The sequence below is a fragment of the Paenibacillus sp. IHB B 3415 genome, from assembly GCF_000802655.2.
Classification (GTDB): Bacteria; Bacillota; Bacilli; order Paenibacillales; family Paenibacillaceae; genus Paenibacillus_AQ; species Paenibacillus_AQ phytohabitans.
Genome location: NZ_JUEI01000061.1, coordinates 37,755 through 62,959, shown reverse-complemented (window position 1 = coordinate 62,959; position 25,205 = coordinate 37,755). Strand labels below are relative to the sequence as shown.

Annotated in this window: 22 protein-coding genes and 2 pseudogenes; 13 read left to right on the top strand and 11 right to left on the bottom strand. The window is 51.6% G+C overall.

Annotated features, from left to right (window positions below):
- Positions 1-188 precede the first annotated feature (188 nt).
- From QW71_RS24990 to QW71_RS24960, 7 genes are all read left to right on the top strand, one after another.
- Positions 189-848: a response regulator transcription factor gene (locus QW71_RS24990; protein ID WP_039305443.1), complete on the top strand. Its 660-nt coding sequence runs from the start codon at positions 189-191 to the stop codon at positions 846-848.
- Positions 849-928: 80 nt separating this feature from the next.
- Positions 929-2,221: a cell wall metabolism sensor histidine kinase WalK gene (locus QW71_RS24985; RefSeq protein WP_235441543.1), complete on the top strand. Its 1,293-nt coding sequence runs from the start codon at positions 929-931 to the stop codon at positions 2,219-2,221.
- Between the two features lie 58 nt (positions 2,222-2,279).
- The gene (locus QW71_RS24980) at positions 2,280-3,362 is read left to right on the top strand and encodes a hypothetical protein (protein WP_039305438.1); all 1,083 of its coding nucleotides are present in this window, start codon (positions 2,280-2,282) and stop codon (positions 3,360-3,362) included.
- Between the two features lie 211 nt (positions 3,363-3,573).
- A complete protein-coding gene (locus tag QW71_RS24975; protein ID WP_039305435.1) occupies positions 3,574-4,281 on the top strand; it encodes a type 1 glutamine amidotransferase in 708 nt (235 codons plus the stop codon).
- 32 nt (positions 4,282-4,313) lie between these two features.
- Positions 4,314-5,111, top strand: a complete 798-nt coding sequence (locus QW71_RS24970; protein ID WP_039305431.1) for a dihydrodipicolinate synthase family protein — start codon at positions 4,314-4,316, stop codon at positions 5,109-5,111.
- Positions 5,112-5,228: 117 nt separating this feature from the next.
- Complete coding sequence (locus tag QW71_RS24965; RefSeq protein WP_039305429.1) at positions 5,229-5,930, top strand: metallophosphoesterase family protein; 702 nt, start codon at positions 5,229-5,231, stop codon at positions 5,928-5,930.
- Positions 5,931-6,022: 92 nt separating this feature from the next.
- The gene (locus tag QW71_RS24960) at positions 6,023-6,478 is read left to right on the top strand and encodes an OsmC family protein (protein WP_039305427.1); all 456 of its coding nucleotides are present in this window, start codon (positions 6,023-6,025) and stop codon (positions 6,476-6,478) included.
- Positions 6,479-6,524: 46 nt separating this feature from the next.
- On the opposite strand, the gene QW71_RS24955 is transcribed toward QW71_RS24960, so the two are convergent.
- The 5 genes from QW71_RS24955 to QW71_RS24935 form a co-directional block, all read right to left on the bottom strand.
- Entirely contained in the window at positions 6,525-7,949 is a 1,425-nt protein-coding gene (locus QW71_RS24955; RefSeq protein WP_235441542.1) for a HAMP domain-containing sensor histidine kinase, read from the bottom strand.
- Positions 7,950-7,951: 2 nt separating this feature from the next.
- Complete coding sequence (locus tag QW71_RS24950) at positions 7,952-8,638, bottom strand: response regulator transcription factor (RefSeq protein ID WP_039305424.1); 687 nt, start codon at positions 8,636-8,638, stop codon at positions 7,952-7,954.
- A 14-nt stretch (positions 8,639-8,652) separates the two neighbouring features.
- Positions 8,653-10,128 carry a VCBS repeat-containing protein gene (locus tag QW71_RS24945; protein WP_039305421.1) on the bottom strand — a complete coding sequence of 492 codons (1,476 nt, stop codon included), beginning with the start codon at positions 10,126-10,128 and terminating at the stop codon, positions 8,653-8,655.
- 612 nt (positions 10,129-10,740) lie between these two features.
- Positions 10,741-11,211 carry a helix-turn-helix transcriptional regulator gene (locus QW71_RS24940; RefSeq protein WP_052770190.1) on the bottom strand — a complete coding sequence of 157 codons (471 nt, stop codon included), beginning with the start codon at positions 11,209-11,211 and terminating at the stop codon, positions 10,741-10,743.
- A gap of 680 nt (positions 11,212-11,891) precedes the next feature.
- The gene (locus QW71_RS24935) at positions 11,892-13,307 is read right to left on the bottom strand and encodes a glycoside hydrolase family 1 protein (RefSeq protein WP_039305417.1); all 1,416 of its coding nucleotides are present in this window, start codon (positions 13,305-13,307) and stop codon (positions 11,892-11,894) included.
- A gap of 140 nt (positions 13,308-13,447) precedes the next feature.
- Between QW71_RS24935 and QW71_RS24930 the strand changes: the two genes are divergently transcribed.
- Positions 13,448-14,419, top strand: coding sequence for a LacI family DNA-binding transcriptional regulator (locus QW71_RS24930; RefSeq protein ID WP_039305414.1), 972 nt, complete (start codon positions 13,448-13,450; stop codon positions 14,417-14,419).
- 777 nt (positions 14,420-15,196) lie between these two features.
- On the opposite strand, the gene QW71_RS24920 is transcribed toward QW71_RS24930, so the two are convergent.
- The 3 genes and pseudogenes from QW71_RS24920 to QW71_RS39190 form a co-directional block, all read right to left on the bottom strand.
- Entirely contained in the window at positions 15,197-15,895 is a 699-nt protein-coding gene (locus tag QW71_RS24920) for a DUF6710 family protein (RefSeq protein ID WP_039305408.1), read from the bottom strand.
- Between the two features lie 367 nt (positions 15,896-16,262).
- Positions 16,263-17,179: pseudogene (locus tag QW71_RS39195) on the bottom strand (carbohydrate kinase); the annotation flags it as partial.
- Positions 17,142-17,427, bottom strand: a pseudogene (locus QW71_RS39190) (substrate-binding domain-containing protein); the annotation flags it as partial. The pseudogenes QW71_RS39190 and QW71_RS39195, both read right to left, overlap by 38 nt.
- On the opposite strand from QW71_RS39190, the gene QW71_RS39185 reads away from it, so the two are divergent.
- Both QW71_RS39185 and QW71_RS39990 read left to right on the top strand, forming a co-directional pair.
- Positions 17,399-17,995, top strand: coding sequence for a glycoside hydrolase family 32 protein (locus QW71_RS39185; protein ID WP_306766065.1), 597 nt, complete (start codon positions 17,399-17,401; stop codon positions 17,993-17,995). The pseudogene QW71_RS39190 and the gene QW71_RS39185 overlap by 29 nt on opposite strands.
- A gap of 118 nt (positions 17,996-18,113) precedes the next feature.
- Entirely contained in the window at positions 18,114-18,329 is a 216-nt protein-coding gene (locus QW71_RS39990; protein WP_039305405.1) for a hypothetical protein, read from the top strand.
- Here the strand turns inward: QW71_RS39990 and QW71_RS24900 are convergent.
- Both QW71_RS24900 and QW71_RS24895 read right to left on the bottom strand, forming a co-directional pair.
- Positions 18,301-18,669 (bottom strand): hypothetical protein, encoded by a 369-nt coding sequence (locus QW71_RS24900; protein WP_039305402.1) that lies wholly within the window; start codon positions 18,667-18,669, stop codon positions 18,301-18,303. The two genes, QW71_RS39990 and QW71_RS24900, sit on opposite strands and share 29 nt — an antisense overlap.
- 86 nt (positions 18,670-18,755) lie before the next feature.
- Positions 18,756-19,229: a DUF2798 domain-containing protein gene (locus QW71_RS24895; RefSeq protein WP_039305400.1), complete on the bottom strand. Its 474-nt coding sequence runs from the start codon at positions 19,227-19,229 to the stop codon at positions 18,756-18,758.
- A gap of 797 nt (positions 19,230-20,026) precedes the next feature.
- Here QW71_RS24895 and QW71_RS24890 point away from each other — a divergent pair.
- Both QW71_RS24890 and QW71_RS24885 read left to right on the top strand, forming a co-directional pair.
- Positions 20,027-20,443 carry a MarR family winged helix-turn-helix transcriptional regulator gene (locus QW71_RS24890; RefSeq protein WP_039305398.1) on the top strand — a complete coding sequence of 139 codons (417 nt, stop codon included), beginning with the start codon at positions 20,027-20,029 and terminating at the stop codon, positions 20,441-20,443.
- A gap of 240 nt (positions 20,444-20,683) precedes the next feature.
- A complete protein-coding gene (locus QW71_RS24885) occupies positions 20,684-22,933 on the top strand; it encodes a helix-turn-helix domain-containing protein (protein ID WP_039305396.1) in 2,250 nt (749 codons plus the stop codon).
- 112 nt (positions 22,934-23,045) lie between these two features.
- Here QW71_RS24885 and QW71_RS24880 read toward each other — a convergent pair whose 3' ends face one another.
- Positions 23,046-23,936 carry a carbohydrate ABC transporter permease gene (locus QW71_RS24880; protein ID WP_039305394.1) on the bottom strand — a complete coding sequence of 297 codons (891 nt, stop codon included), beginning with the start codon at positions 23,934-23,936 and terminating at the stop codon, positions 23,046-23,048.
- 316 nt (positions 23,937-24,252) lie between these two features.
- Between QW71_RS24880 and QW71_RS24875 the strand changes: the two genes are divergently transcribed.
- A complete protein-coding gene (locus QW71_RS24875) occupies positions 24,253-25,176 on the top strand; it encodes an ABC transporter permease (RefSeq protein ID WP_371916330.1) in 924 nt (307 codons plus the stop codon).
- The last annotated feature ends 29 nt before the right edge of the window (positions 25,177-25,205 follow it).

Genomic DNA, 25,205 nt, shown 5'->3' with positions numbered 1-25,205 from the left:
ATAACCGCTGGCTAGAACGTTATTCACCCGTTAGGGTGATTTTGTTCTTGCGTTTGGCGCCACTTTTATAACAATAGAATCCATAGTACACCGTGAAATGTCATGTAGAATCTGAAATCTGGTATGATAAAGGTTAAATAGTTAACGGAACATTTTGCTATTACAGGAATCAGGAGGATATTCAGTAGATGGCTCATATACTAGTAGTTGAAGATGAACAGCCGATCAGCGATTTGATAACCATGAACCTTAAGCTGGTTGGACACACGTATTCCAAAGTGTATACCGGCTCAGAGGTTGCCGGAATGCTGGAACAGGAGCGGACGGATCTTATCCTGCTTGATGTGATGCTTCCCGGTCTCGACGGGTTTGAAGTGATGCAGCAGATCGCTCCTTTGCGGATTCCGGTCATTCTGATTACGGCCAAAAATGCACTCTCCGACCGCATCAGAGGCTTCGAGCTGGGTGCGGAGGATTATATAATAAAACCGTTTGAAATCCTGGAGCTGCTGGCCCGGATTAACGTTGTGCTTCGCAGGAATGAACAAGCTACCCCTGCTTTTATTTGCGATGCGGTGGAAGTCAGGTTTCCGGAACGGCAGGTCCGGGTAGATCAGCTGCCGGTTGATTTGACTACCAGAGAATTTGAGCTGCTCGAAGTACTGATACGTAACCGGAATATCGCCCTTTCGAGAGAAAAGCTGCTGGAGCTGGCCTGGGGTTATGACTTTGCCGGAGACACCCGCACCGTGGATGTTCATATCCGCCAGCTGCGCAAAAAGCTCGGCTGGGAAGAACGGATCAAAACTGTATTCAAGCTGGGCTACCGGCTGGAAGTTCAGGTCTAGCCATGCGGTTCTGGCATAAGATCCTCCTCGCTGTCCTGGTTCTCTTCATAGCCGCTCTTGATGTAAGTGTGATAATGGTGATGAAAAAAAGCTGGCAGCTGAATATGGATAGCGAAACCAGGCGTGCGGCCAGTGAACAGCTGCTGATCACCAACAATATATACGAGAATCTGGATTCGATCCGGACACGTGGGCTAACCCTCACCCCTGCATTGATGGTCAGTGTGGCTAAGTCATATGGAGAGCACTACCGCAAACAGGGAATAGGACTGGAGTTGCGGGAGGACGGACAGCTTATCTACCCCAATCAGGCAGGGAAGAGCGCTGTGCAGGAAGAGCATGTCATGACGCTGGCTATGCCGCTCCCTGCTCCTTATCAGCATCTGGAGCTGACTTACAAGCGCGACATCAGCGGGCTGTATGCCCAGCAGCAGGAGCTTAACCGCTTTTTCGTGATGATTAACTGGATCGTCGGTCCATTGCTGTTGCTGTTGCTCTACCTTCTGATCCGGCACCTGACCAGGCCTCTCAAGCTGCTGTCCGAGACGACCAAAACGATTGCCGAAGGTAACTATTCTAACCGTGTGGAGCTGAACAGCAGGGATGAATTCGGGGAGCTGGCCTTCAACTTTAACCGGATGGCTGCTGTGGTGGAGCAGCGGATGACGGACCTTGCAGGCATGGCCGAGGATAAACAGCGGATGGTCGATAATCTTGCCCATGAACTGCGGACGCCGCTGACAAGCATGCAGGGATTTGCTGAACTTCTCACCTCGGCGAACATTGGCCAGGAGGATCAGATCAAGGCCGGTCACTATATTTTAACTGAGACTGTCCGGCTCAAGAATCTGGCCTTCAAGCTGCTTGATTTGTCCGTTCTGCGGCATCAGCCACTGGTGCAGGCAGAGGTGGATGTGGCAGCCCTGTTCCGGGCGGTAGCGCAGACCGAGCTGCAGAAGGCAGCAGAGCACGGATTACTGTTGCAGATGGACAGCTCTATTCCCGCCGTGTGGGGAGATGCGGATCTTCTGGCATCCTTTCTGGTAAATCTGATTGAGAATGCCATTCCTGCCTCCCAGCCAGGCAGCATCATCCGCCTGCTGGCTTTTCAGCAGAACGGTGAGGGGGTGCTGGAAGTGCAAGACAGCGGAGCCGGCATGACGGAAGAGCAGAGTAAGCGTGCGTTCGAGCCGTTCTACCGCGCAGATCCGGCGCGTTCGCGGACCTACGGCAATGCTGGCCTCGGCCTCTCCTTGTGCCGGCAGATTGCCGAGGCGCATGAGGCCAGGGTTGAGCTGCAATCTGTCGTTGGTCAGGGGACAAGCATCCGCATCTTTTTACAACTCCATAACAACTGCCCCTCTACTCTATAACATCCCGGGATTAAGGTATAGAAAGAGTTAGTATCTTAATCCGATGGAGGTAATACAATTGAAAACAAAGAAATGGTCGGCTACGGTGGCTGTCATCTTAGTCTCTGGAGGTGTATTCGCAGCCAGTGCATTTCTCGTCCCCAGTCTGATGAACTCTGCAGTCGTCGCTAAGAACAGCACGGCAACGCAGGACAATGTCCGGCTAAGTCTGACAGAAAGCACTGTTCCTGTGTTAAAAGTAGAGGCGCCTGTGCCGGTATCTACAGTGAATGATGATCTGCTTAAGCAGATGACAGAGGTGCAAATCCAGCAGATCTATGATTATATAGAGAAGCCGGGTGATCCCAATGTTTCAGGCCGGGAAATGACCGATTCGGAAATGAAACGCCATCTGGTTCTGCAAGATCAGTATGTATATGATGGCGTACGGCCCCAGAAGCCAATGCCCCTAGCGCCGGGTCAAGGTGCTTTGTATCTGGATATGAATACCAATACGTACCACTATCCAGAGAAGACCTGGACCGATGAAGAGCATCTGCAGTTGATCGACTGGTACTCCCGCTTGAATTATGTATTATCCAAACGATATGTGACTGCGCCTCCCCTTCCGCAGAAGTATAGCAAGTCTGAAGTAGAGGCGCTTGCCGCTGAAAGTGTGCGCAGGCTGTATGATGCCGATGTGTCCAAGCTAAACACTTATGTTGCACTACCTGAACAGGAATATGGCTTTCGTTCAACCTGGAGGGTTCACTTCGCTCCGTACAAGTCATCTACCTTGCGCGGACAAGGCCAGGAATTCTGGGAATATGATGTGCAGATCGATCCGGAGACAGGGATCGCAGTGGATACGACAGCCATTAATGGGGCGTTGAAAAGAACGCCTATCGCCGCAGCTGCCGCAGCTGCCATCCTCAAGGATAACAGCTGGATCAATAGAGCTACTCAGGTCGTGAAGGACAAGCAGGGAGAGAAAAGAAAGATAGTCAAAGCTTATCTGACCGATACTGAGGTGAACAACAAACGCGGGATGGTAGCAGTGGATGTGTTATTAGAAGACGGCAGCAAATATAATGCGGAGTTCCGCTATCCGAGTAAGATGCTGCGCTGTCTGATCTATGAACCTGCCGTAAAAGAAAAATAAAAGAAAGCCATACCTTTTGCTACAGGAAAGACAGTCCTGGTGATCAAGCAGCCCTTGATTCGTCAGGACTTTTTTGTACTTTGGGGCAGGAAAAAACATAGGATTGTTTATTATTTAGGGAGGACTCCACCAGGCAACGCAGAACATACTTACATTAGAGGAAGATGGTGTGAGTGTAGGTCATAGAAAATTAATTGAATGAGGTGGAGAGATGAGAATTCATTGCCTGCAGCATGTCCCTTTTGAAGCGCCGGAGGAAATTGCAGTCTGGGCCGGGAACAGAGGGTATGTGCTTACAACAACCTTAATGTATGAAGCACAGGCTCTGCCATCTATTGATGAGTTTGATATGCTCGTAATCATGGGCGGACCGATGGGAGTCTATGATGAGGAAATGATCCCCTGGCTGAAGGGGGAGAAAGCTTTTATTGACGCAGCCATCCGCTCGCGCAAGCTGACGCTTGGAATCTGTCTGGGAGCCCAGCTGATTGCCGAACAAATCGGCGGTGAAGTCTATAAAAACAAGTGGAACGAGATCGGCTGGTTCCCAGTGAGATTGACCGGGGATGCCAAGACGTCTACCTTCTTCAAAGCGTTCCCGGAGCAGTTTGTACCGTTTCACTGGCATGGAGATACCTTCAGCCTACCCGCCGGAGCCAAGAGGCTGGCGTTCAGCTTGGGCTGTGCCAATCAGTGTTTTGAATATGAGGATTATGTAGCCGGCCTGCAGTTTCATCTGGAGGTTAATGACCTCAGCATCCGGAAAATCATCGGGAACTGTGCCGAGCAGCTGGAGCGGGAGGAGTATGTTCAAGCGCAGTCTGAGATGGTGAATCAGCTTGAGAAAGTAAAAGCATCCAATGAACTGATGTTCACGCTCCTCGATGCAATGGAAGACAAATTCCTGTCCAGATCCTAGCTGCCCTGGCTCGCCATAGAAAGGAATATACGATGAAAAATTTAAATGTCGCTATACCGACTCCTTTCCGGGAGGATGAAAGCTTAAATGTTGACGAATTTAAGGCCATTGTAGAGTATCAAAAGCAGAACGGTATAGAATCACTGCTTGTCTCAGGAAGTACCGGTGAGCAGCATTCCATGAGCATAGAGGAGAGACTGCAGATCATTGAATATTTTGACCAGCAGCGCTTTCAGGATATTGAGCTTGTCTTCGGGGCTTCCGCTATAAGAACACGGGATACGGTACGTCTGGTCAAGGCGCTGGAGGCCTCCGTAATTGATGTAATTCTGATCGGGTTCCCTCCGTATATCCGGCCCACGCAGCAGCAGGCAGTTGCTTATGTGGAAGAGCTGCTTAGCCATACGACCAAGCAGGTGGCCCTGTATAATAATCCCGGCCGGACCGGGTTCGATTTGACTCCAGACTCGCTTCATTCGTTAATTAACCGGTACCCCAACATCGTTGGCTATAAAGAAACAGGTGATTTGCAGCGTCATCTGCCGCTAACTTACCCGGATTATTTCATCATGTTTGCTGCAGGAGATGTCAAGCTGGTGGACAATTTCGTCACAGGCGGATGTAAGGGTCTCTCAAGTGTGGCTGGTAATATATATCCGCAGGAAATTAAACATACCGTCGAACAGCTGCTTCAGCATAAACAGGTTGACGCTAAACCGGTCGAGGATCTGGTATCACGGGTCATAAGCGGGCATGCGATTATTAACATCAAACAGCACTATAACAGCTTGGGGATTAATGCAGGAGTCTGCCGCGCTCCGCTCATCTAATTAATAATTAAGCTATATAAATATTAATCTCCTTACTTATTGTGTTGGGGATAGCTCTGACCCATGCATTATATCTGTTAATGAGGTAGACTGGATTCAGCAGAAAGTAGGGGTATCATGCGCAAATTCTTCATAACAGATATCCATGGCGACAAAGAGGGGTTAGAGCTCCTGCTCGGGCATGCCGGGGCTGACTTGAAACGGGATCAGCTGGTCTTTGGCGGGGATATGATTAACAGGGGGAAAGATTCGGCAGGTGTAGTAAAATATATTAAAGAACTCACGGAGCGGCATCCCGGCCAGGTTCACGCGCTCATCGGCAATCATGAAGAAATGATGGGCGATTACATTAAAAACGGTGACAGGCTCTGGCTGAGCCATGGCGGGCATGACACGCTGGAGAGCTTTGCCCGGGCTTTTCCCGATCAGAAGGAGCGGCAGGCGCATATGGAATGGGCTTACTCCTTGCCCCTGTATTATGCAGATGAAGAATTTGTGTATACACATGCCGGACTTTGTACAGTGGAGCCCCTGGAGCAGCAGAGCCGGGAGATACTGTGGATGACGGAATATGAGTTCTACCGGCAGCCGCGGGAAGAGCTGCTTACATTAACGAACGGCAGGCCGGTGATTCATGGGCATACGCCGGTGGAACGGATATATTTTGACGGTGCCCGTATGAATTGTGATATGGGGTCCAACACCTACGCTGTGCTGGAAGAAAGGTCTCTTGGAATCGTGAATCTGACGGAGATGACCTACCATGTATACAAACAGGCAGATCAACGGCTGGAGAACCGGCGGATTGGACGCATTTAGCCCAAAAGCTGTACAGGGCCTGCTCCGGCGAGGCGGGAGTGCTTGAGAAGAATGTATAAGTATTCGAAATGAACAAGAGAGGATTGAGGGAGATGAAGCATCCTTTTCACCTGAAGGCAGTATGGAACGGCGGACGTAACAGTGAGGGTCATATCGAAGCAGGCGGGTTAAAGACGGTAATCTCGATTCCGCAGGAGATGGGCGGTCCGGGAACCGGAACGAATCCTGACGAAATGCTGCTGGGGGCAGCCTCGACCTGTTATTTGATTACGCTGGCAGCGATGCTCGAGCGTTCAGATATTGTACCACAGGAACTGACACTGGAGTCAGAGGCGACGGTAGATGTCACGAATAATGTATTTACGTACGAACGGATCGTGCACAAACCGCGGTTGGTGCTCCAGGCAGATGCGACAGCGGCCCAGCTGAAGAAGGCAGAGCGGCTGGCACATATGGCAGAAGAGTCCTGTATGATCTCCAGAGCCGTGGCAGGGAATGTCTCGATTGAGACGCAGCCTGTAATTGAAATAGCCGGGGCAGGAAAATAAAGGCTGAATATCCAGCTAGCATTCCTGCGCACGGGGAGGTCTAAGCTCATAGATACACCGGCGGAGAAAGAGGCTGCTCCAGCCGGTAAAGCGGCAGCTCCACGATCACGGAGGTACCCTTGGTGAATTCACTTTCGATCCGCAGCCGCCCGTCATGCAGCTCTATGATCTCCTTGCAGATGGCCAGGCCCAGGCCGCTTCCGGACTGGCGGGACCGTCCTTTGAAGAATTTCGTGCCGAGCTGTGCCAGGTCTGCGGCCTCGATGCCTTCGCCGTTGTCGGCTACGGTGATGATGATGAGCTCCCCGTTTAACACTGCTGTAAGGCGGATGGCTCCCTGGGCAGGAGTGAATTTGAAGGCGTTGTCCAGCAAATTGACAAAAACCTGCTTCAGGCGGTTGAAATCACCGTCTACCGGCAGGGGCTGATCAGGAAGCTCGGCATAGAGGCGGATCTGTTTGGTCTGCCCCCGGTATCTGAACTGCAGCAGCAGATCCTCAAGCAGTCCCCTGAGATCATAAGGCTGGCGTACGATCTTGATCTCACCAGCCTGGAATTTGGAGAAGTCCAGCAGATCCTCGACCAGGCCGATGAGCCTGTCGGTCTCCCCGGTCATGACCTCAAGACCCTGCAGGGTCTCTTGTTTATCCGATAAATCACCTACCAGCAGTGTTTCCCCCCAGCCTTTGATCGAAGTAAGCGGAGTGCGCAGCTCATGAGTGACAGAGGAGATGAAATCATATTTGATCTTCTCGCTTTTGAGAATTTCCTCGGACATATAATTCAGTGTAACTGCGAGCGTACCGACCTCATCATCATATGGTTTGGCCGCCCGTACGGTGAAATTGCCGGTGGCCATTTCCTTCGCAACCCCGGTTAGCTGCTGGATCGGACCCACGATTCTTTTGGCGATCAGCAGACTCATCACGAACCCGAATCCAATTACCAGCAGGCCGACTGCAGCTGCATTCAGCACAATTCTCATAATAACGGCATATAAAGGCTCCGCAGAAACAGAGTAACGCAGCACGCCAATCGTACTTCCGGATTCCTTAAGTGCAATCGAGACGGCTATGATCCGCTCACCCTGTAACGGCTTAAGACTCTGGAAGCTTCCTTTGCCGCTGGTCAGCGCTGCTCTCACATCAGGGGTATTCACCTTCTCCTGACTTGAGAAGCCGAAGGAATTAATAATGACATTCCCGGCCGGACTCAGCACTTCCACCTTACTGCTCTCTTCAGGAGAGAGATTCTCCAGAATATAACGTGCCCGTTCACTCAGGGTATAACCCTCCAGATACTTGTTGAAAAAAGTCGCTGAAGTAGCGGCCCGGGAATTCAACGTTTCCATCGCGCTGCCCAGATAGTAGTAGTGGACGGCAGCAATGAAAACTCCCTCCAGCAGCAGGACGATCAGGAGCAGCATAAGGGTAATATAGACGATAAGCCTGGACCTGATTCCCTTTAGCAAAGTTAGCCCCTCCATATATAGCCGAATCCCCACACCGTTTCGAGGAACTGCGGCCCGGAGGACTCCTGCCCGATTTTTTGGCGGATTCGGCTGATATTCACATCTACAATCTTAAGGTCTCCCATGAAATACTGTCCCCACACGGCTGTCAGAATATCGTCCCGGTTCATCGCCTTGTTCGGCTGCTCCAACAGCAGCTTGACGATCATGAATTCGGTCGGGGTCAGCGGGATATCCTGCCCGTTCTTCAGTAATTTCCGTTCATCCAGCAGAAGGGTAAAAGGCGGAAGCTCCAGGTTGTTCTCCTGCGGCAGAGCTTCTCCCGGATACATCCGGCGGTACAGGGAGCGCACCCGCGCGACCAGCTCAACCGGACTGAACGGCTTGACCACGTAGTCGTCTGCACCGGCTTCGAGGCCCATGACCTTGTCTACTTCCTGGCTTTTGGCTGTGAGCATAATGATTCCTAGCCGGGGGAACTGTCCCCGGAGGCGGGTGCATACCTCGAAGCCGCTCATGCCTGGAAGCATCAGGTCCAGTATAGCAATGTCAAAATCCTTCCGGTCCCCGGCAATCCTCAGGGCCTCTTCACCGGTAGAAGCTTCAGCGACCTCGAAGTCTGCACGCTTAAGATTCACACACAGAAGATCCCGGATCGGCTTCTCATCTTCCAGTATCAGCACTTTCATGAACAGCCTCCTTATTATTGCCGGGGCTTCTGCGGCGTGCCGGCCAGCTGCACTGCTTCCTCGAGGGTCAGCTTCAGCTGATTATACTCCTGAAGGGAAGCACCCTGCAGCTTGGCTGCTGCACCGGCAGCGGGCATGACCGCAATGAACACCGTTGGCGCCGTATCATCATTGGTATTCTGCAGCTCATACAGCAGCTTATATTCTCTATTCTCTGACTTCAGCTTAGTCTCTGCTGCAGCCCAGTCCTTCTTGGCCAGCAGGCGAAGCTCAAGCAGCGGGGCCTGCCGGGCAGATTCGGCATTCTTGTAGCTGAAGCGGATATTCTCCCATGGCGCCGGTGACTCTCCCAGTGTCTCCAGAATCGTACGGCCAGCCCAGTCCTTAGGAATATGGAAGTTGAAGCCCCAGCGGTCAAACTGTTCTTCCACGAACTTCAGGCCGGTTCCGCCATCCCATTGATAATACTTGGTGATGAACGGAGTGGCCAGAGGGGCGTAACTCTCGGTGCCCGCAGGCGGTACGAGAAAGCCAATCTCGACAATCCCGTCACCGTTAATATCTGTGCTGGCCAGAGGGTAATCCTTGATGGCCAAGTTATTGCTGCCGAGCATTCCGTCAGGCGCCGGTGCCAGCGGCGTGAGTACAAGGTCCTTGCTGCCGGCAAGCGCAGTACGCTGATAATCATCTGATGCCAGTATATCAGTAAATTTACTATTTTCCCAAGTAAGCAGCGAAGTGTAGGAGGAGTGCGCACCCACTGCGGCATCGATGAATAAGGCACTTCGGGTAGGGGATGCCTTGGCGAACTGGGCCCCAATTACGTTCCCGTCAAGCTTCTGATCGGACAAGGTCTGCAGCGTACCGCCCTGGAGCCGGAGCAGCTGAAGGTGCGTCTCGGGTTGTGTATCTGTAATATAGGTTCCCTGGAGTACAGCAATATCGGTTTGTCCTTCCCCGGTCAGATCCCCAACCACTACCTGATCATAGGGCTGCTTGAGAATCTCGGATAATTTGCCGCTGTTCAGACTGTGGACAGATAACTCTTTACTTAGTCCTTCCCCGCCGCTATATCCAAGCAGCAGATCCTCTGCTCCATCAGCGGTAACATCGGTGAACGCCACGTAATCCAGCTCGCTGCCTATCCCGGTCAGAGTGGCGAGTTTACTCCACTTCCCGTCCTTTTGCGAGAGCAGGAGGGTATTGATTTCATAATCGGTCTGGTCTGTCTTATAGAAGGCCAGCAGCTCATCCTGCCCGTCCTTATCGAGATCCTGTAATTGAATGGCGCTGCCGGATTCGGAATGGACAGGCACTGTTAAATGCGAATTGGCGGGAAGATATAATTTCACGATACCGGTTAATGTGCCATCGGCATTGCCCTGTGCCGGGGCCTGAAGCAGATCACTTGGCGCCTTCAGGGTGCCGCAGCCGGAGGTGATTATACTTAAGAATAGAAGGCCGCTCAGGCCGGGTATGAATTTGTTCATCCAGTTACTCTCCTTATGATTCATCTGTGCCTAGTATATCCCAACCTTTCTGGCAATTAGTTGCAAAATGGTAAAGGAGCTGTAACAGAGCTTATAGATTGAACTAAAGTTCTTAGGGTGAAGAATCTGACGTACCTGCGGTGAACATTTGGACTTCCGGCCGCTGTTATGTTTGGATTTCCTGATCTAGACCGCTGATCGCGGTAGAAATCCAAACATAAAGGCGGACGCTAACGCTCCTACAGTTCCAAATTTCCCCTCCGCTACTCCTTCTTCACTAGACTATATTGTTATGTTTGGATTTCCTGATCTAGACCGCTGATCGCGGTAGAAATCCAAACATAAAGGCGGACGCTAACGCTCCTACAGTTCCAAATTTCCCCTCCGCTACTCCTTCTTCACTAGACTATATAGTTCCAATTAACAACTCAGTTTAGCTCCGGAGGGGAGAGGGAAGGAAAGGGCAGGAAGAGACGGCCTGCGGCTGCTCGTCTTATACTGGAACGGCAAGAGGAGCTGCCGGCGTTGTTCCGGCCTATACGGCAGCGGACGGGATGCCAAGCATGGTCCGGCTGCCATTGGCAGGGTTGGAAGAAAGTGCAAACATGTGTTCTACCCGGAGCTCGTGGAATGTGCCTTTCGGTAGCTTTGCGGGGCTTGGCCGTAGCTTTTTTTGAAAGCTTTACTGAAGTAGCTCAGGTCGGCAAAGCCTGCCTGTTCCGCTACTTCCGAAATATTCGAGCCGGGGAGGAGGAGCTCCCAGGCTTTTTCCAGCCGGATCTTATTCATCCGTCTGACCAGCGTATGCCCTGTCAGCTTCTTGTACTCGCGGGATAAGTGGCCATAGCTCATATGGAACGATGCCGTGAGTTCTCCCACGTTCAGCCGGTCTCCCTGGAAATCCTCCAGGTAAATCTCCACCTTACGCACCAGCGGTTCAGAGCCGATTGCCGGGGTTTCGGTATGCCCCTCCAGTGTCTGCCGCAGCAGGCACAGACGCTCAAGCAGCCGGATTAGCAGCAACTGCAATCCCAGCTCCGATGGTTCTCCGGCTGCCGCTTCCTTAAGGAAGTGGGTCAGCATCACACTGAAACCGTCAGCATCACGATAAGCCCCCGGCTTCCATTCCTGAAGCGACTTCAGACGCGAATACAGTGAATGGGTATCCTCTTCTGCGCGTCCGGGATCAGCGTGGCGCAGCCGCCAGCGGAAGCAAAGTCCTTCATGTTGAAGTTATATAAAATCAAGTGTCCAAAATTCCACTTATTAGGGGGGATGTGTGTTGGAAACAGATGTCTCTACTGCGAGAATATCCTGTAGTAAGCGGAATGGTGTTAGGCTGACGTTATCTAAAGAGCGGAGCGAACTGAGAAGCCTCTATTTTCCGAAAAACCCTACAATATTGGATGAAGCGGACTGAGATTCCGTTATCTTGTTCATTTGAACTCGAAAGAAGGTATGACGGGGCATATAAGGGATTCTGTGTCCGATTGACCAGTGATTTCGCCGATTTTGCTCAAATAACGGAATCTCAGTCCTACTCACTAACTTCCAGGTCATAAAGAGTGCGGCTGTCTTCCCGCAGCTAAAATACGCGATGATAAACACATCTTCGGTGTTCTTTATAGAAACAGATAACGAAGGGCCGGAGGCGATTATGCTCAACAATGAAAATAGGCTAACCGTATGGAAATTACCATACGGTTAGCCTATTCTAACCAAAAAGACAGCCGGAATGGCTGCCTTTTGTGGGAAAGAAGAGCTTAACGCTGCAAGCTCTCTCCATTGGACGCAATAACGTCCTTATACCAGTGGAAGGATTTCTTGCGGTAGCGCTCAAGTGTGCCGGTATTGTCGTCGTGGCGGTCTACATAAATGAAGCCGTAACGTTTGCTGAGCTGTGCGGTTGAAGCGCTGACCAGGTCAATACAGCCCCATGAGGTGTAGCCCATGACATCTACGCCGTCCTCAATTGCTTCGCCCACCTGCACCAGGTGGTCATTCAAATACCCAATCCGGTAGTCGTCATTGACGGTCGGTATGCCGTCTTCGCCGGTGATCAGCTCGTCCTTGGCGCCGAGACCATTTTCGACGATAAACAACGGCTTCTGGTAACGGTCATGGAACATGTTCAGCACATAACGCAGACCCTGCGGGTCAATCTGCCATCCCCATTCGGAAGCCTTCAGGTAAGGATTGGCTGCACCGCTGAACAGGTTGCCTTCGGTCTGGTTGCGCTTATTCTCGTCTCCCGTCTCACAGATGCTCACATAATAGCTGAAGGAGATGAAGTCTACCGTGTGCTTCAGAATCTCGGCATCGCCAGGCTCCATATGGATTTCAATGCCGTTCTCTCTGAAGTAACGCTTCATATAGCCCGGATATACGCCTCTCGCATGAACATCCCCGAAGAAATAATTCATATGCTCCGACTTCATCGCTGCGATTACATCATCCGGGTTCGGAGTGAGCGGATAAGTCGGCATACTAAGGATCATACAGCCGATCTGGGCCTGCGGGTTGATCTCATGACTGATTTTCACGGCCAGCGCACTGGCTACCAGCTCGTGATGGATTGCCTGGTACAGATCCTGCTTACTGAGCTGCTCCTTTGGCGTGTAAATACCACCGCTCATGAACGGTTCATGCAGAATGGAGTTGATCTCGTTAAAGGTCAGCCAATATTTCACTTTGTTCTTGTAGCGGGTGAATACCGTTCTAGCATACCGTTCGTAGAAGCCGACTAAATCGCGGTTAACCCAGCCGTTATACTGTTTGGACAAATGCAGCGGCGTCTCATAGTGGGAGAGGGTAACGAGCGGCTCAATGCCGTATTTATGCAGTTCGTCGAACAGATCATCATAGAACTGCAGGCCTTGCTCATTAGGCTCCAGCTCATCACCGTTCGGGAAAATCCGCGACCAGGCAATGGAGGTACGGAAGACTTTGAAGCCCATTTCGGCAAAAAGCTTCACATCCTCTTTGTACCGGTGGTAAAAGTCGATTCCGACGAGCTTCATATTATCCTCAGTTGGAACTTCAGTAATCGGACCTTTGATCCCTTGCGGAGCGACGTCCTGGGTCGACCAGCCTTTGCCGTCCTCATTATATGCGCCTTCAAGCTGGTTGGCAGCTACAGCGCCGCCCCACAGAAAGCCTTCAGGAAACTTAATACTCATGCAATATCCCGCCTTTTTATAGTTATGGATTCAGATATGGTAAGCTAATAATATGTCCTATAATGGAATGCTAAATGTTGAAACGCGTTACATGTCAAGTATTTTTTTGGGAGATAACAATTTATATAAGGAGAAGCCTCATGTCGAATCTTGATCAAATTGCCAAGCTGTCGGGATTCTCCAAAGCCACCGTCTCGCGGGTGCTGAATCATTCCCCCCATGTGAGCCAGGCGACGCGGGATACCATCATGAAGATCATGGAAGAGCTGGATTACGTGCCGAACGGCAATGCTATTTCCTTGTCCAAAGGGCAGACGGAGCAGATCGGTATGGTTACGGAAGGGATCAACGAAGTGATGCTGCCGTTTCTGAACAGCTTCGTTGAGACCGCCAGCCAGTACGGCTACCAGACGATCATTTATACTTCCGGAGGTGATCCGGCCAAAGAGCTGCAGGCCTTCGAGGATATGCGGCGGAAAAGAGTCGATGCGCTGGTCATCAGCACCTGTGTCAACGATCTGGAGCTCCTCAGCTCCTATGGCAAATACGGGCCGATTGTGTCCTGGCAGCGGATGGAGCGTCCGGAGATTCAGAGTGTCGCCATGAACCAGTATGACGGATATATGCTGGGGCTGGAGCATGTGATCGCCCGGGGATACACGCGGATCGCCAATGCATTTGGCAGGCCGACCAGCATGAACACCTCCGGGCGGATGCAGGCGTATCAGGACATTGTCCGGAAATACGCACTGGCTGTTCAGCCAGACTGGTCGCCTACCGGCATCTATTCTATCCGCCAGGGGGAACAGCTGGTCCGCGAGCTGCTGCTGAATCCGGGCGAACGACCGAATGTCATTCTGTGCGCTAATGATCTGGTGGCGGCTGGTGTGCTGAACGAGGCCCGGAGGATGGGTGTGAAGGTGCCGGAAGAGCTGGCGGTTGTCGGATTCGATAATACCGAGCTGGCTCATACGCTGGGGATTACCTCCATCTATAATCCGATTGCCGCACAGGCACAGAATGCCTTTCAGCTGATTCTCGGCAGGCTCAAAGGCACGGAAGCGGAGCAGCAGCAGCTGGAGTTTCAGCTGGTGAAGCGGGCTACGACGTAAGGGGAAGCAGCTGCCGTCCTGGCGGCGCGCTGGGCCGGGAGAGGTAGGGGCGGCGCAGAACAAAGTAACAAGTGACAAAGCGGCAAAGCGGCAAAGTGACAAGTGACAAAGCGACAAAGCGGCAAAGTGACAAGTGACAAAGCGGCAAAGTGACAAGTGACAAAGCGACAAAGTGACAAAATAACTGTATTCCTGCATCAAATACAACATTTCCCGCGTCATACCGACCATAATCGAAAATTGTTGTATTAAATGCAGCAATCCCCGTTTGTTAAGCGGATTCGCGGGGGAATTCCTGTATTTCATACAACAATCCGCCTGCGCACCCGGGTTTCGCTGGCTCGAAGCTGTAATTTATACAACATTTTGTCTCCGGGGTGGAAAGTGGAGAGTAGGAGCAAGAGCAGCAATACAAGAGCTGTCCTTTGTGCAGAGAAAACTGCATAGGAGCAGCTCTTCGTGCTTATGGAGAAAATTGTAGAGGTTAGTCTCAAAAGTAGGCGGGACGAGCAAATGAAGAGCAGAAGTGCTCTTGAATCCGCCGTAAGTGAGCGGGAAGAGGAAATGAAGAGCAGAAGTGCTCTTGAATGGCGGGAAGAGGAAATGAAGAGCAGAAGTGCTCTTGAATGTGCCGAAAGTCGGCCGGATGAGCAAACGAGAGGGATAAATCCCTCTAATTCCGCCGGAAGCAGGGCGTCCCTCTACAAAAACAAAGGGCCGTGCCAAGCAGCCCATTCATGGCGCTTAGCACAGCCCTTGTAAATTGCCGCGCAGGACTCAGAAAATAATCTTCTGCGCCGCCATAATCCGGCCGATTTCGAAGATAGCGGCACACTCTGCGAAATGAACCTCGGAGATTACGGAATGGTCATGCGTTCTGTAATAATATTTGCCGTCGGTATACACATGATCATAGATGGGGCTGATGTCATACACCGAGGTAGGGTAGAGTTCCCCTTCGCCCTTGATGATCCCCGCCGTCACCGAATGGTGCCCGGAGCCTTCTACAAAGGAGATACCCATTGGAAGCCAAAGTGTGACTTCATGGCCGATATCCTGTCTCCAGCTGCCGTTCAGGGTACCTTCCCCTATGCGGATCAGACTGTCGCGCAGTTTCCGGGGAATCCAGGGGGAGGGGAAGACCAGATCGTGCGCCAGGTGAATGATCCTGCTGCTGTTGTCAATCTGTCTCATCAGGAAGTGGAAGCTCTTTCCGTCCAGGGTAACCTCTGCCCACTCATCAAAGAACAGGTTGTCCGAGAAAATCCGCTCCATCTGGTCGATCTCACCGTAGAGTGCGGGCATCAGCATCAGCTGGCTCTGAATCCGCCTGCCGATGAGCCGTATGAAGTCTACAATCGGGTGGGTCTCCGGCTGGAAGTAGCCGTAATTTATATCATAATAAAAGCCGAGATTCTCATTGATTAAGTCCTTGGCAAATGCCATGAGATTATCGAATTCGTGTTTCGTGTTCATGCACAAGCTGCTCCTTCAGTCGTATGATATTTTGCTTATCATATTACGACTAGGCTAAGGTGTCTGTGATGAAAAGAGCAGGTAATGATTGGGTTCTTAGCGTCAAAGCAAAAAAGATGCCTCATAGGCTCCCTTACCATGGGCGCTTATGAGGCATCTTTGTACTGCTCGGGTATCAGGACCTGATACCCAGAACCGGCTTATAGCCACACTCCGTCAGCCCGCAATGGAGAGCCTCTCTACAGCGCCGCCTGCCGCACAAACTCCCGGACCTCGCCTTGCCTAGGCAAGCGCGGCGATGGCCCCAACCAACCTTGGTACAGACTATTGCGCCTACCTGATTGGCGAAGGTCACGAACGTCTGCTACAGCTCCGCGCTCCGGGTGAACTCAGCCGGATGTGCCAGCTGGATGATCTGGCCGAGCAGGGCTCAGACGAACGCGTCTCCGGCTCCGGTAGAATCAATGGATTTCACGGAGCTGCTCGGAATCAGCATACGGGAATCCGGGGAGGAGATCAGGGTGCCGTCTTTGCCCAGAGTGACGGCTACTGCCCCGGCTCCCCATTCATGCAGCAGATCAAGGGCGGCATCGCGGTCCGCTTCGCCCGTAATAATCTGCAGATCCTCGTCGCTGACCTTCACCGGATCGGCCTTGGAGATACCTGCTCTGGACAGCGGGATGAATTCCTCCTGCCGTCCGTTCCACAGGTCACCCCGGTAGTTGGGGTCGAAGGAGATATATTGCCCATTCGCCTTCGCTTCATCCATGAGCGTCACATAAACTTCGCGGAAGGGCTCGGCCAGCAGGGCTGTCGCCGAGCCGAAATGAAGCATGGCCGCCTCACGGATGGCTGCCCGGTCCAGCTCTTCCAGGCTCAGCAGCCGGTCGGCGCCGCGGTCAAATACGAAATCGCGTTCTCCATTCGCCGCGAGTGAGACGAAGGCCAGGGTAGTCGGCGTTGCGGCGTCGAGCAGCAGCATCGAGGTGTCAACCTTCTACTCCTCCAGCGTCTGCTTCAGGAAGAGGCCGAAGGGATTGGCTCCGACTTTGCGAGGAAGGCGGATTGGCCGCCAAGCCGGGCAATGGCTGCACTTACGTTCGCCGGTGCCCCGCCGGCCTGCTTGGAGAAGTGCCTGCCTTCGGTCAGGCTGACATCCACATCGGTGCAAAAGAAATCAGTGAGCAACTCGCCCACGCAAAGCACTGTACTATATGGTTTAACTGTAAAATCACCTCCAGCAGAATTAGTTCGGAACGGGGGTGGAGTCTCTGAATACAACATCGGTGGCGACATGCGACACCTGATAGGGCTTGGCAGGGTCCTTGATTCTGGAGAGCAGCATCTCGGCAGAGACAATCCCCATATGTGCTGTAAATATGTACCGTCGTCAGATGGGGTTCGATGATCCGGGATTCCGAGGCATCGTCGAAGCCGTAGACCGCAACCACTTCCGGCACCTTGATTTCTCTGTTCTTAAGCGATTTCATCACACGGATCGCGATGAAGTCATTGGCGCAGATGAAGGCGGAAACGTCGCCTGCCGTGCAGAGACAGAGCCTGGCCTACAGCCATGACAACGGCCGGACCTGGATCAAGTATGCAGGCAACCCGGTGCTGACTCATCCTTCCACGGCGGATTTTCGTGACCCGAAGGTATTCTGGTCCGAAGCTCACGGAAAATGGATTATGGTGCTGGCGACGGATCAGACGATTACGTTCTACTCCTCCCCGAATCTGCGGGAGTGGCGTCTGGAAAGCGAATTCGGTGACGGTGCAGGCTCTCATGATGCGGTATGGGAATACCCGGACCTGTTCCAGCTCCCGGTTGAAGGGACAGGAGACAGCAAGTGGGTGCTGCTGGTCAGTATCGGTGATGACAGCGGGCAGAGATACGGCTCGCGGACGCAATATTTCGTCGGTGAGTTCGACGGCTCCGTGTTCACGCCCGAGCACAGCGACATCCGCTGGCTGGATTATGGCAAGGATAACTACGCGGGGGTCAGCTTCTCCGACATTCCGGCTGCGGACGGGCGGAGAATCCTCATCGGCTGGATGAGCAACTGGCGGTATGCCAATCATATTCCAAGCCAGGGCTAGCGCGGAGCGATGACGATTCCGCGGGTACTGACGCTGCATGATGCGGCAGAAGGCCGCATGTTGATCCGCCAGCAGCCTGTAGCTGAGCTGGACCGGTATTTCGGGGGAAACTAAGGCTATGCCGGATATGCTGTTGACTCCAGGTGAACGCCAGAATGTCAGCAGCAAGGATTCGGCGCTGGAGCTGCGGCTGGAGCTTGCGAACAATGAAGCGGAAGAGTTAAACCTGATAAGGGTGTTCCACCAGCTGGGAAATAGCTTGTGGAACACCCTTTATTTGCGCCACCGGATAGCGGCAGCCAAGCTTAGATTTTCCGGCCTTCATCTGCCCTGAATTCCCGCCGGAGCAATATGGCCTCCGCATAAGTGATCAGCATCTGGATGATGACAAGGAAGATCTGGTTCACCAGATCCATAGCAGAAGAGAAGATAATTACGAATGAAATCAGACCTGTGAGGAGCGACAACAGAATGAGCCCTTTGGAAGCTTTGCGGTTCAGTCTCGCCTTGAACACATTCGTGAGTGTAATGAATACACCCTGAACGAGAATACAATTGGCGAACAGAGTGAAATACGTCCAGAACCGGGCATCGAGTGAACGGCCAAACCAGTTAATCAGTACAAGAGCCACGACTAGTAGGAGAAGAGAGATACCATCCTTTCGGCTGAGCATGGCACAACATCCTTTCTATTGGCTGATTCAATCCAGTTGTGAAAGATATCCATTATTACCCGCAGACTGGTTAAATCAAGCAAATGTCAGGCGCTATGTGCTGCAGCCGGAGCCGGAAACATCCGGGTGAACAGGAAACGGGTCAGCGGACCGACAACAATCAGCTGCAGCGGCAAGGCACAGATGAAGTTGAGTCCCAGGACAGAGAAGTAATGACGGAAAAAGTTGTCCCCGAATCCGAAGTGTGCTAGTGTGCCATATAGAGACATGAGGATAACCATTCCGCAGACCATGAAGCACGAGATCGTCAGTACTTTCCGGATCATCGGGGCGGAAGGCTTCACGATTTTGAAGGCCAGGCCTTTGGCGATTTTACTGACTATAATAATATCGCAGAACAAGGCAACGGCAAGTGCCGGCAGCAGACCAATCGCCACATCGGCGAACAGTCTGTTATTGAATCCGTTAGAGATGATTACATTATAAAAAGACATGAAAACGACCATGAAAAAGCACATGAGGCTGGTGAAAATTAAAGCTTCTTTTTTATTGCTGCCCATTTCTCAAACTCCCTTAAATATAAGTTTTTCAAACCTCACTTATAGTAGCAGGGGGTGTGGATATTGTCAACCTAGTTGACAATTATCGATCTGGATAAAATCACTAAAGAAACTAACGAAAAGCGAAAAGAAGCGAAGGAGAAATTTGGAACTGTAGGAGCGATAGCGATCGCCTTTGTCAACGGATTTGGGCTGCGAACAGCGGATTAGATCAAGAAATCTGGTGTTCGCGGCCGGAAGTCCAAATGTTCACCGCAGTGACGACTAAACTTCAAGTTCAAATCTTAAGTGCATCTTATACAAGTAACTGGTTAATAGGGGACGGAACAAGCATTGCATATTACGGTCGGGCAGGCGGATAAGCGGACAGGCAAACAAACGGACAAGCGAACAAGCGGGCAGGCGGGTGGGCAGCAAGGGTTAACCGGATGGGTCTGTAGCTGGCTATACGAGCGACTTAAGTTCACTTGTAAAGATAGGCGTAAATGTTGTACGTAGTGCAACTTGGACCTATGGATAATGGCAGATTCGTAAGGATTGTTGTATGAAATACAAGAATTTCCCTGCTTAGCCGCTTGAATAAGGGAGGAATGCTGCCTTTTATACAACAATTTCCGACTACACCCGATATTAAGAGGGGATTGTTGTATTTTGTGCAAGATTTTAATTAGCCCCTTAAGTTCAGCCTTAGTTAGCATCCTAAGCTCCGGTTCTGCTTTAGCTGCTTAAGTCCAGCTTATATCGTTAATGATTTCACGCTAACGCCAAATTGCATGTATATATTGGAGGACATTTTGATGAAAGAGTATATCCTTGGTTTGAACCTGGTCGATTTAATCAGCGAGAAGCACAAGGTTCTGCGGGACAGGGTGAATATGGCGAGCGGGGAGAAGCTCAATAAGACCGAAACACATATTCTTGCAATGCTTGAGCTGCACGTCATGCTGTCCATTTCGGAGATTAGCAGGCTGATCAGCATTTCCCGCCAGGGGACGCAGAAAACGATCAACAATCTGCTGGCTGGAGGGTATGTGGACACGGCGATTGTAGAGGGGAACAGCCGGGACAAGCATATCGTGCTTACTCCGCGGGGGGCTGAGGTGTGCAGGAGTATGCTGGAGATCAAGCAGGATATTGAGTCGGAGATCGCGGCCCGGATCGGCAAGGATCAGGTGGAGGTATTGCGGAAGCTGCTTACAGAGGATTGGCTCTGAGACTGCAGCTGCTGCCGGGCGTCCAAGCGTATTCATAGGTTGTCATGGTAGAAGGCGTTAATCCAAGGTTCCCGGAGGCTTCCGGCGGGCCTGTTTGTGTTGCCTGCGAATGAATCCAGCCTTGAGAGGTGTACACTCGGCTAGTTGCAGAAGAGAAAATGCACACGTTAAAATTTCTTGGAATTCAAGATATGAAAGCGCTATAATTGAAAATGATTACATATTTGAAGGAGCCTATCTATGAAAAAGGGCAGGATGTTTTATAAGATTTTCATTCCGATTCTGGTGCTTGGCATCGGCCTGGTCATCAGCTTCGGCAGCTATATTTATATGACAACCAACCATTCTGTTATCGAGCGGGTCGCAGACGGCAAGAAGAGCCTGATTAACCAGATTAAGAATACGCTTGAACAAAAAATTGAAACCATTGAATATGCCTTCAATACGTACAGCACTACGAATTCCTTCAGCGAAGTCATCCGGAATCCGATTACTGAATCAGACTTTCAGGCATACCGCAATGTCAACACACAGCTGAATTATATTGCCTCCCTGGGGATGGACGGTGTGGAGTATTCACTGATCAGCCTGGAGCAAAATTGGCAGATCTCCAATGGGCGGCTTACCTATTTAAACGGCGAAGACCGGAAGAGCCTGTACGAGAGTTATATCGATAATCAAAAGCAGTCGCTCTTCTGGATTAAGACAGATAAAGGCATCCGTTTTGTGAACACCCTGCCGGTCTTCTCCCAGACGAAGCAGGCGATTGCTTTATCCGATATTTCACTTCAGTCGCTCCGGCGTACTCTGCAGACGGAAGACAACACGCCTGTATTTCTGCTGAACCGGCAAGGGGATACACTCTATGAACCAGACCCGGCATCGGGAGAGAATCTGTTGACCGGAGAACAGCTCAGCCGGGTTACGAAGCTTGCAGGTACCGGCGGACCGGCGGGCATTGTGCCGCTGGAGAGGGCCAATCATCAGAAGATTAAAGCCATCTACGCGAAGTCTTCCTATAACAATTGGATCTATGTGACGCTGCTGGAACAGAAGGAGATCTCGGATGCGCTGAAGGCTACAAGGTTCGGCCTGATTATGATGATCCTGATAATTACGCTGCTGATTGTGGCTGTAGCTTATAGCACGGCGCTTCATTTCACCAGGCGTATCCAGAAGATCCAGCGGAAGCTCTCCGGGGAGGGCCAGCCCGCGCCCAAGGATGAGATTGACTGGATTATTACGTCGATTGATACGATCCTGTCGGAGAAAGAGAGTCTGGAGGGGCTGCTGGAGCAGGAAATGCCGCAGCTGGAAACCCAGTGTATCCTGAACCTGTTCCGGGGCAGCATGTCGGCGGAAGAGCTGGAGCATAATATGGCCCGCTTCGGGTATTCGCTTACGGAGCATACGCATTTCGCCACGATGCTGATCCAGCTCGATAATTACGGGGAACGGCAGGCCAACGATAAGAACCTGCTGCTTGTTGCCGTGAACAAGCTGGTGGAAGAGCTGGTTCCGGCTACGCGGAGAATGATTCCAATTCTGCTCAATGACAAGACGCAGGCAACGATCCTGGTCTTTGAGGGTGCAAGCGAGCAGGAGAACCGCAAGCAGGTTCTGGAGGATGCCAAACGGATCATCAAGACCGTGAGGGACCTGCTCAAGCTCTCGGTCAGCGTCGGCATCAGCCGGTTCTACACCGACCTGACCGGCAGCAGGGAAGCCTGCGAGATGAGCAAGCAGGCGCTGCATCACCGGCTGAATCTGGGGAAGGAGTCGATTATCTTTTATGAGGATATCTCGCAGGTGATTTCAGGCCCGGTGCTGCTGCATTACCCTTCGGAGCTGGAATCGCAGCTGTTCGATGCGATCCGGCTTGGTGATGAAGAACGGGTATCCCGTTCACTCTATCCGCTGCTCGGGGAGATGATGAAGCACAGCAAGAACCCGCTCAACTTCGAGGTTACCCTGATCCGCTTCGTGAACAACCTGATTCAGCTGGAACAGCTGATCGGTGTAGAGGTGCTGCTGACCCAGGATAATTACGCCCTGTACCACCGGCTGCTGGATATCCGCAATCCGGAAGAGATTGAACGCATCCTGGTGAAAGAGGTTATTCACCCGATGGTGGCCTGTATGAAGGAGAAGACCACCCGCCAGTTCCGCGGCCTGTCTGACCAGATTGCGGGCATTGTACGGACGGAATATGATCAGGAGCTGTCGCTTGAGCTGATCGGCGAGCGCCTGCATTACAGCCCGAACTACTTGAGCAGTATCTTCAAGAAGGAGTTCGGGATGACCTTCAGCGAATATCTGATGGGCTACCGGCTGGAGACGGCCAAGAAATGGCTGGCAGAAAGCGATATGACGGTCAAAGAGATCGGCGAACGTCTCCAGTATCATAATCCGCAGAACTTCATCCGCTCCTTCCGCAAGAAGGAGCATGTCACCCCGGGAGCTTACCGGGCGATGAAGCAGGAGAAATAACAAGGCCCACGGACAGCAAACAGCCAGCCCCCGGTGAAGAGGGCTGGCTGTTTGGTTTATCCGGCAAGGTAAGCTTTTATATACTCAGGTCATACCTCTGAGCCCGGGCTGGTCAGCCTTTGACCGCTCCCAGCATGGCACCTTTGGTGAAGTGCTTTTGTACAAACGGGTAGGCTGCCAGCATAGGCACAGTAGCGACTACGATCACGGCCATTTTAATCGTCTGGGCCGGCGGCACAATATCCACTGAGGCGTTGTCCCCCTGCATCCCGCTGGACACGATAACAATCTGGCGCAGCAGCACCTGAATCGGCCACTTGACCGAATCATTGATGTACAGGACAGCAGTCATATATGTGTTCCAATAGGCCACTCCGTAGAATAAGGAGAGGGTAGCAATGGAAGGCAGCGCCAGCGGCAGCATGATTTTAAAGAGTACACCAAAATCATTGGAGCCGTCGATCTTGGCCGATTCCTCCAGCCCTTCCGGGAGCGCCTGGAAGAAGTTGCGCATAATGATCAGATTGAAGGCGTTGACCGCTGACGGGATAATCATGGACCCGTAGGTGTCGATCAGTCCGAACATTTTGACCACCAGAAAGGTTGGAATCATTCCTCCGCTGAACAGCATGGAGAAGACCACTACGAAGTTAATGAAATCTCTGCCTGCCAGATATTTGCGGGATAAGCCATAAGCCATCAGTGTGGTAAGAATCATACTAAATACAGTTCCGGCGGCCGTGACCCCGATAGACACGCCGAGGCCTCTAAAAATAGTAGGGGTAGACAGGATAAAACGGTAAGCATCCAATGAAAAGGTGGCAGGGAACAAGACGAACGTCTTCTCTACAACCTCCTGAGTCGAAGCAAAGGAGCTGGCAAAAACATTAATAAAGGGAAAAAGGCAGATCAGGGCAATGAGTGCCAGCAGGGTGGTATTGACGATGGTGAACAGTCGGCCGCCCACCGTTTCTTTTTTGAATGATGATGTAGATTGCGCCATGCGGTTATCCTCCTTGTAATCGTTTCAATGACACTGTAACAAGGCAGATTCATTCCGTATATAATCATTAGCTACGGCTTTGCCGGAGGGCAGAATAGGGGGAGCAGCAGGCTATAATCTTTATCCATGATGGGTATCCCTGCAAGGGGTGATGCTCCGGCAAAGCTTGCAGCGGCGCGGTTTAACCGATCAGAGTAGGTAATGATTATATACGTAATCCGCTAACAATCTTAAGCTTGAGGCGTAAAGAAACGCGTTCAAGGAGGCCGAGCTGGTGAAGGAAGCAAATATCGCCGTGATGGAATCAAACCCGTCAATGGCAAGGAAGAAGCGGAGCGGACACAGTCTGCTGAGTCTAAAAAGAAACAAGCTGTTATATCTGATGATCCTGCCGGGGTTTGTGTATTTTGTAATCTTTAAATACCTGCCGATGGGGGGCCTGGTGATCTCCTTTCAGGATTATCAGCCGTACCTTGGCATTGGAGGAAGCCCGTGGGTCGGCTTCAAGCATTTTGTCCGCCTGTTCACGGAGCCAACCTTTCTTATGCTGCTCAGGAATACACTGATCCTGTTTGCGCTGAACCTGGTGATCTTTTTTCCGCTGCCGATTATACTCTCGCTGATGCTGAATGAGGTCCGCAGCAAGATGTTCAAGAATGTGGTGCAGACGATCATTTATATTCCGCATTTCCTGTCGTGGGTAATTATCGTATCCATCTCCTATGTATTTATGAATGTGGACGGCGGGGTGCTTAACGAGGCCATTGCCGCACTCGGCGGCCAGAAGATCAGCTTCCTTACTTCCCCGGAGTGGCTTCGCGTCATCTATATCGGACAGATTATCTGGAAAGAGCTGGGCTGGTCGACCATCATCTATCTGGCGGCGATTACGGTAGTAGACACCCAGTTATATGAAGCAGCAGAAATGGACGGAGCGGGAAGGCTGCGCAAAACGTGGCATGTCACGCTGCCGGCGATCCGTCCGGTAATCATCACCCTGCTAATCCTCAAAATCGGGCATACGCTGGATCTTGGCTTTGAGCATATGTATCTGCTGATCAACTCTCTGAACCGTGAAGTGGGGGAAATCTTCGATACCTATATTTACACCGCCGGTCTGAAGAACGGTCAGCTCAGCTTCAGTACAACCGTTGGCCTGTTCAAAGGGGTTGTTGGTCTGATTCTCGTCATGCTGTCGAACAAGCTGGCCAAAAAGATGGGCGAAGACGGAGTTTACTAATAGGTGTACTTCACTGTAATGCAAACGAT

Bases quoted from the DNA above. Each gene is read 5' to 3' on its own strand.
- QW71_RS24970 (WP_039305431.1), top strand. From the start codon at position 4,314: ATGAAAAATTTAAATGTCGCTATACCGACTCCTTTCCGGGAGGATGAA.
- QW71_RS24930 (WP_039305414.1), top strand. From the start codon at position 13,448: ATGTCGAATCTTGATCAAATTGCCAAGCTGTCGGGATTCTCCAAAGCC.
- QW71_RS24890 (WP_039305398.1), top strand. From the start codon at position 20,027: ATGAAAGAGTATATCCTTGGTTTGAACCTGGTCGATTTAATCAGCGAG.
- QW71_RS24960 (WP_039305427.1), top strand. From the start codon at position 6,023: ATGAAGCATCCTTTTCACCTGAAGGCAGTATGGAACGGCGGACGTAAC.
- QW71_RS24875 (WP_371916330.1), top strand. From the start codon at position 24,253: ATGGCAAGGAAGAAGCGGAGCGGACACAGTCTGCTGAGTCTAAAAAGA.
- QW71_RS24965 (WP_039305429.1), top strand. From the start codon at position 5,229: ATGCGCAAATTCTTCATAACAGATATCCATGGCGACAAAGAGGGGTTA.
- QW71_RS24900 (WP_039305402.1), bottom strand. From the start codon at position 18,669: ATGCTCAGCCGAAAGGATGGTATCTCTCTTCTCCTACTAGTCGTGGCT.
- QW71_RS24950 (WP_039305424.1), bottom strand. From the start codon at position 8,638: ATGAAAGTGCTGATACTGGAAGATGAGAAGCCGATCCGGGATCTTCTG.
- QW71_RS24985 (WP_235441543.1), top strand. From the start codon at position 929: ATGAAAAAAAGCTGGCAGCTGAATATGGATAGCGAAACCAGGCGTGCG.
- QW71_RS24945 (WP_039305421.1), bottom strand. From the start codon at position 10,128: ATGAACAAATTCATACCCGGCCTGAGCGGCCTTCTATTCTTAAGTATA.
- QW71_RS24990 (WP_039305443.1), top strand. From the start codon at position 189: ATGGCTCATATACTAGTAGTTGAAGATGAACAGCCGATCAGCGATTTG.
- QW71_RS39990 (WP_039305405.1), top strand. From the start codon at position 18,114: ATGCCGGATATGCTGTTGACTCCAGGTGAACGCCAGAATGTCAGCAGC.
- QW71_RS24940 (WP_052770190.1), bottom strand. From the start codon at position 11,211: ATGCTGACCCACTTCCTTAAGGAAGCGGCAGCCGGAGAACCATCGGAG.
- QW71_RS24920 (WP_039305408.1), bottom strand. From the start codon at position 15,895: ATGAACACGAAACACGAATTCGATAATCTCATGGCATTTGCCAAGGAC.
- QW71_RS24975 (WP_039305435.1), top strand. From the start codon at position 3,574: ATGAGAATTCATTGCCTGCAGCATGTCCCTTTTGAAGCGCCGGAGGAA.
- QW71_RS24895 (WP_039305400.1), bottom strand. From the start codon at position 19,229: ATGGGCAGCAATAAAAAAGAAGCTTTAATTTTCACCAGCCTCATGTGC.
- QW71_RS24880 (WP_039305394.1), bottom strand. From the start codon at position 23,936: ATGGCGCAATCTACATCATCATTCAAAAAAGAAACGGTGGGCGGCCGA.
- QW71_RS39185 (WP_306766065.1), top strand. From the start codon at position 17,399: ATGAAGTCATTGGCGCAGATGAAGGCGGAAACGTCGCCTGCCGTGCAG.
- QW71_RS24935 (WP_039305417.1), bottom strand. From the start codon at position 13,307: ATGAGTATTAAGTTTCCTGAAGGCTTTCTGTGGGGCGGCGCTGTAGCT.
- QW71_RS24885 (WP_039305396.1), top strand. From the start codon at position 20,684: ATGAAAAAGGGCAGGATGTTTTATAAGATTTTCATTCCGATTCTGGTG.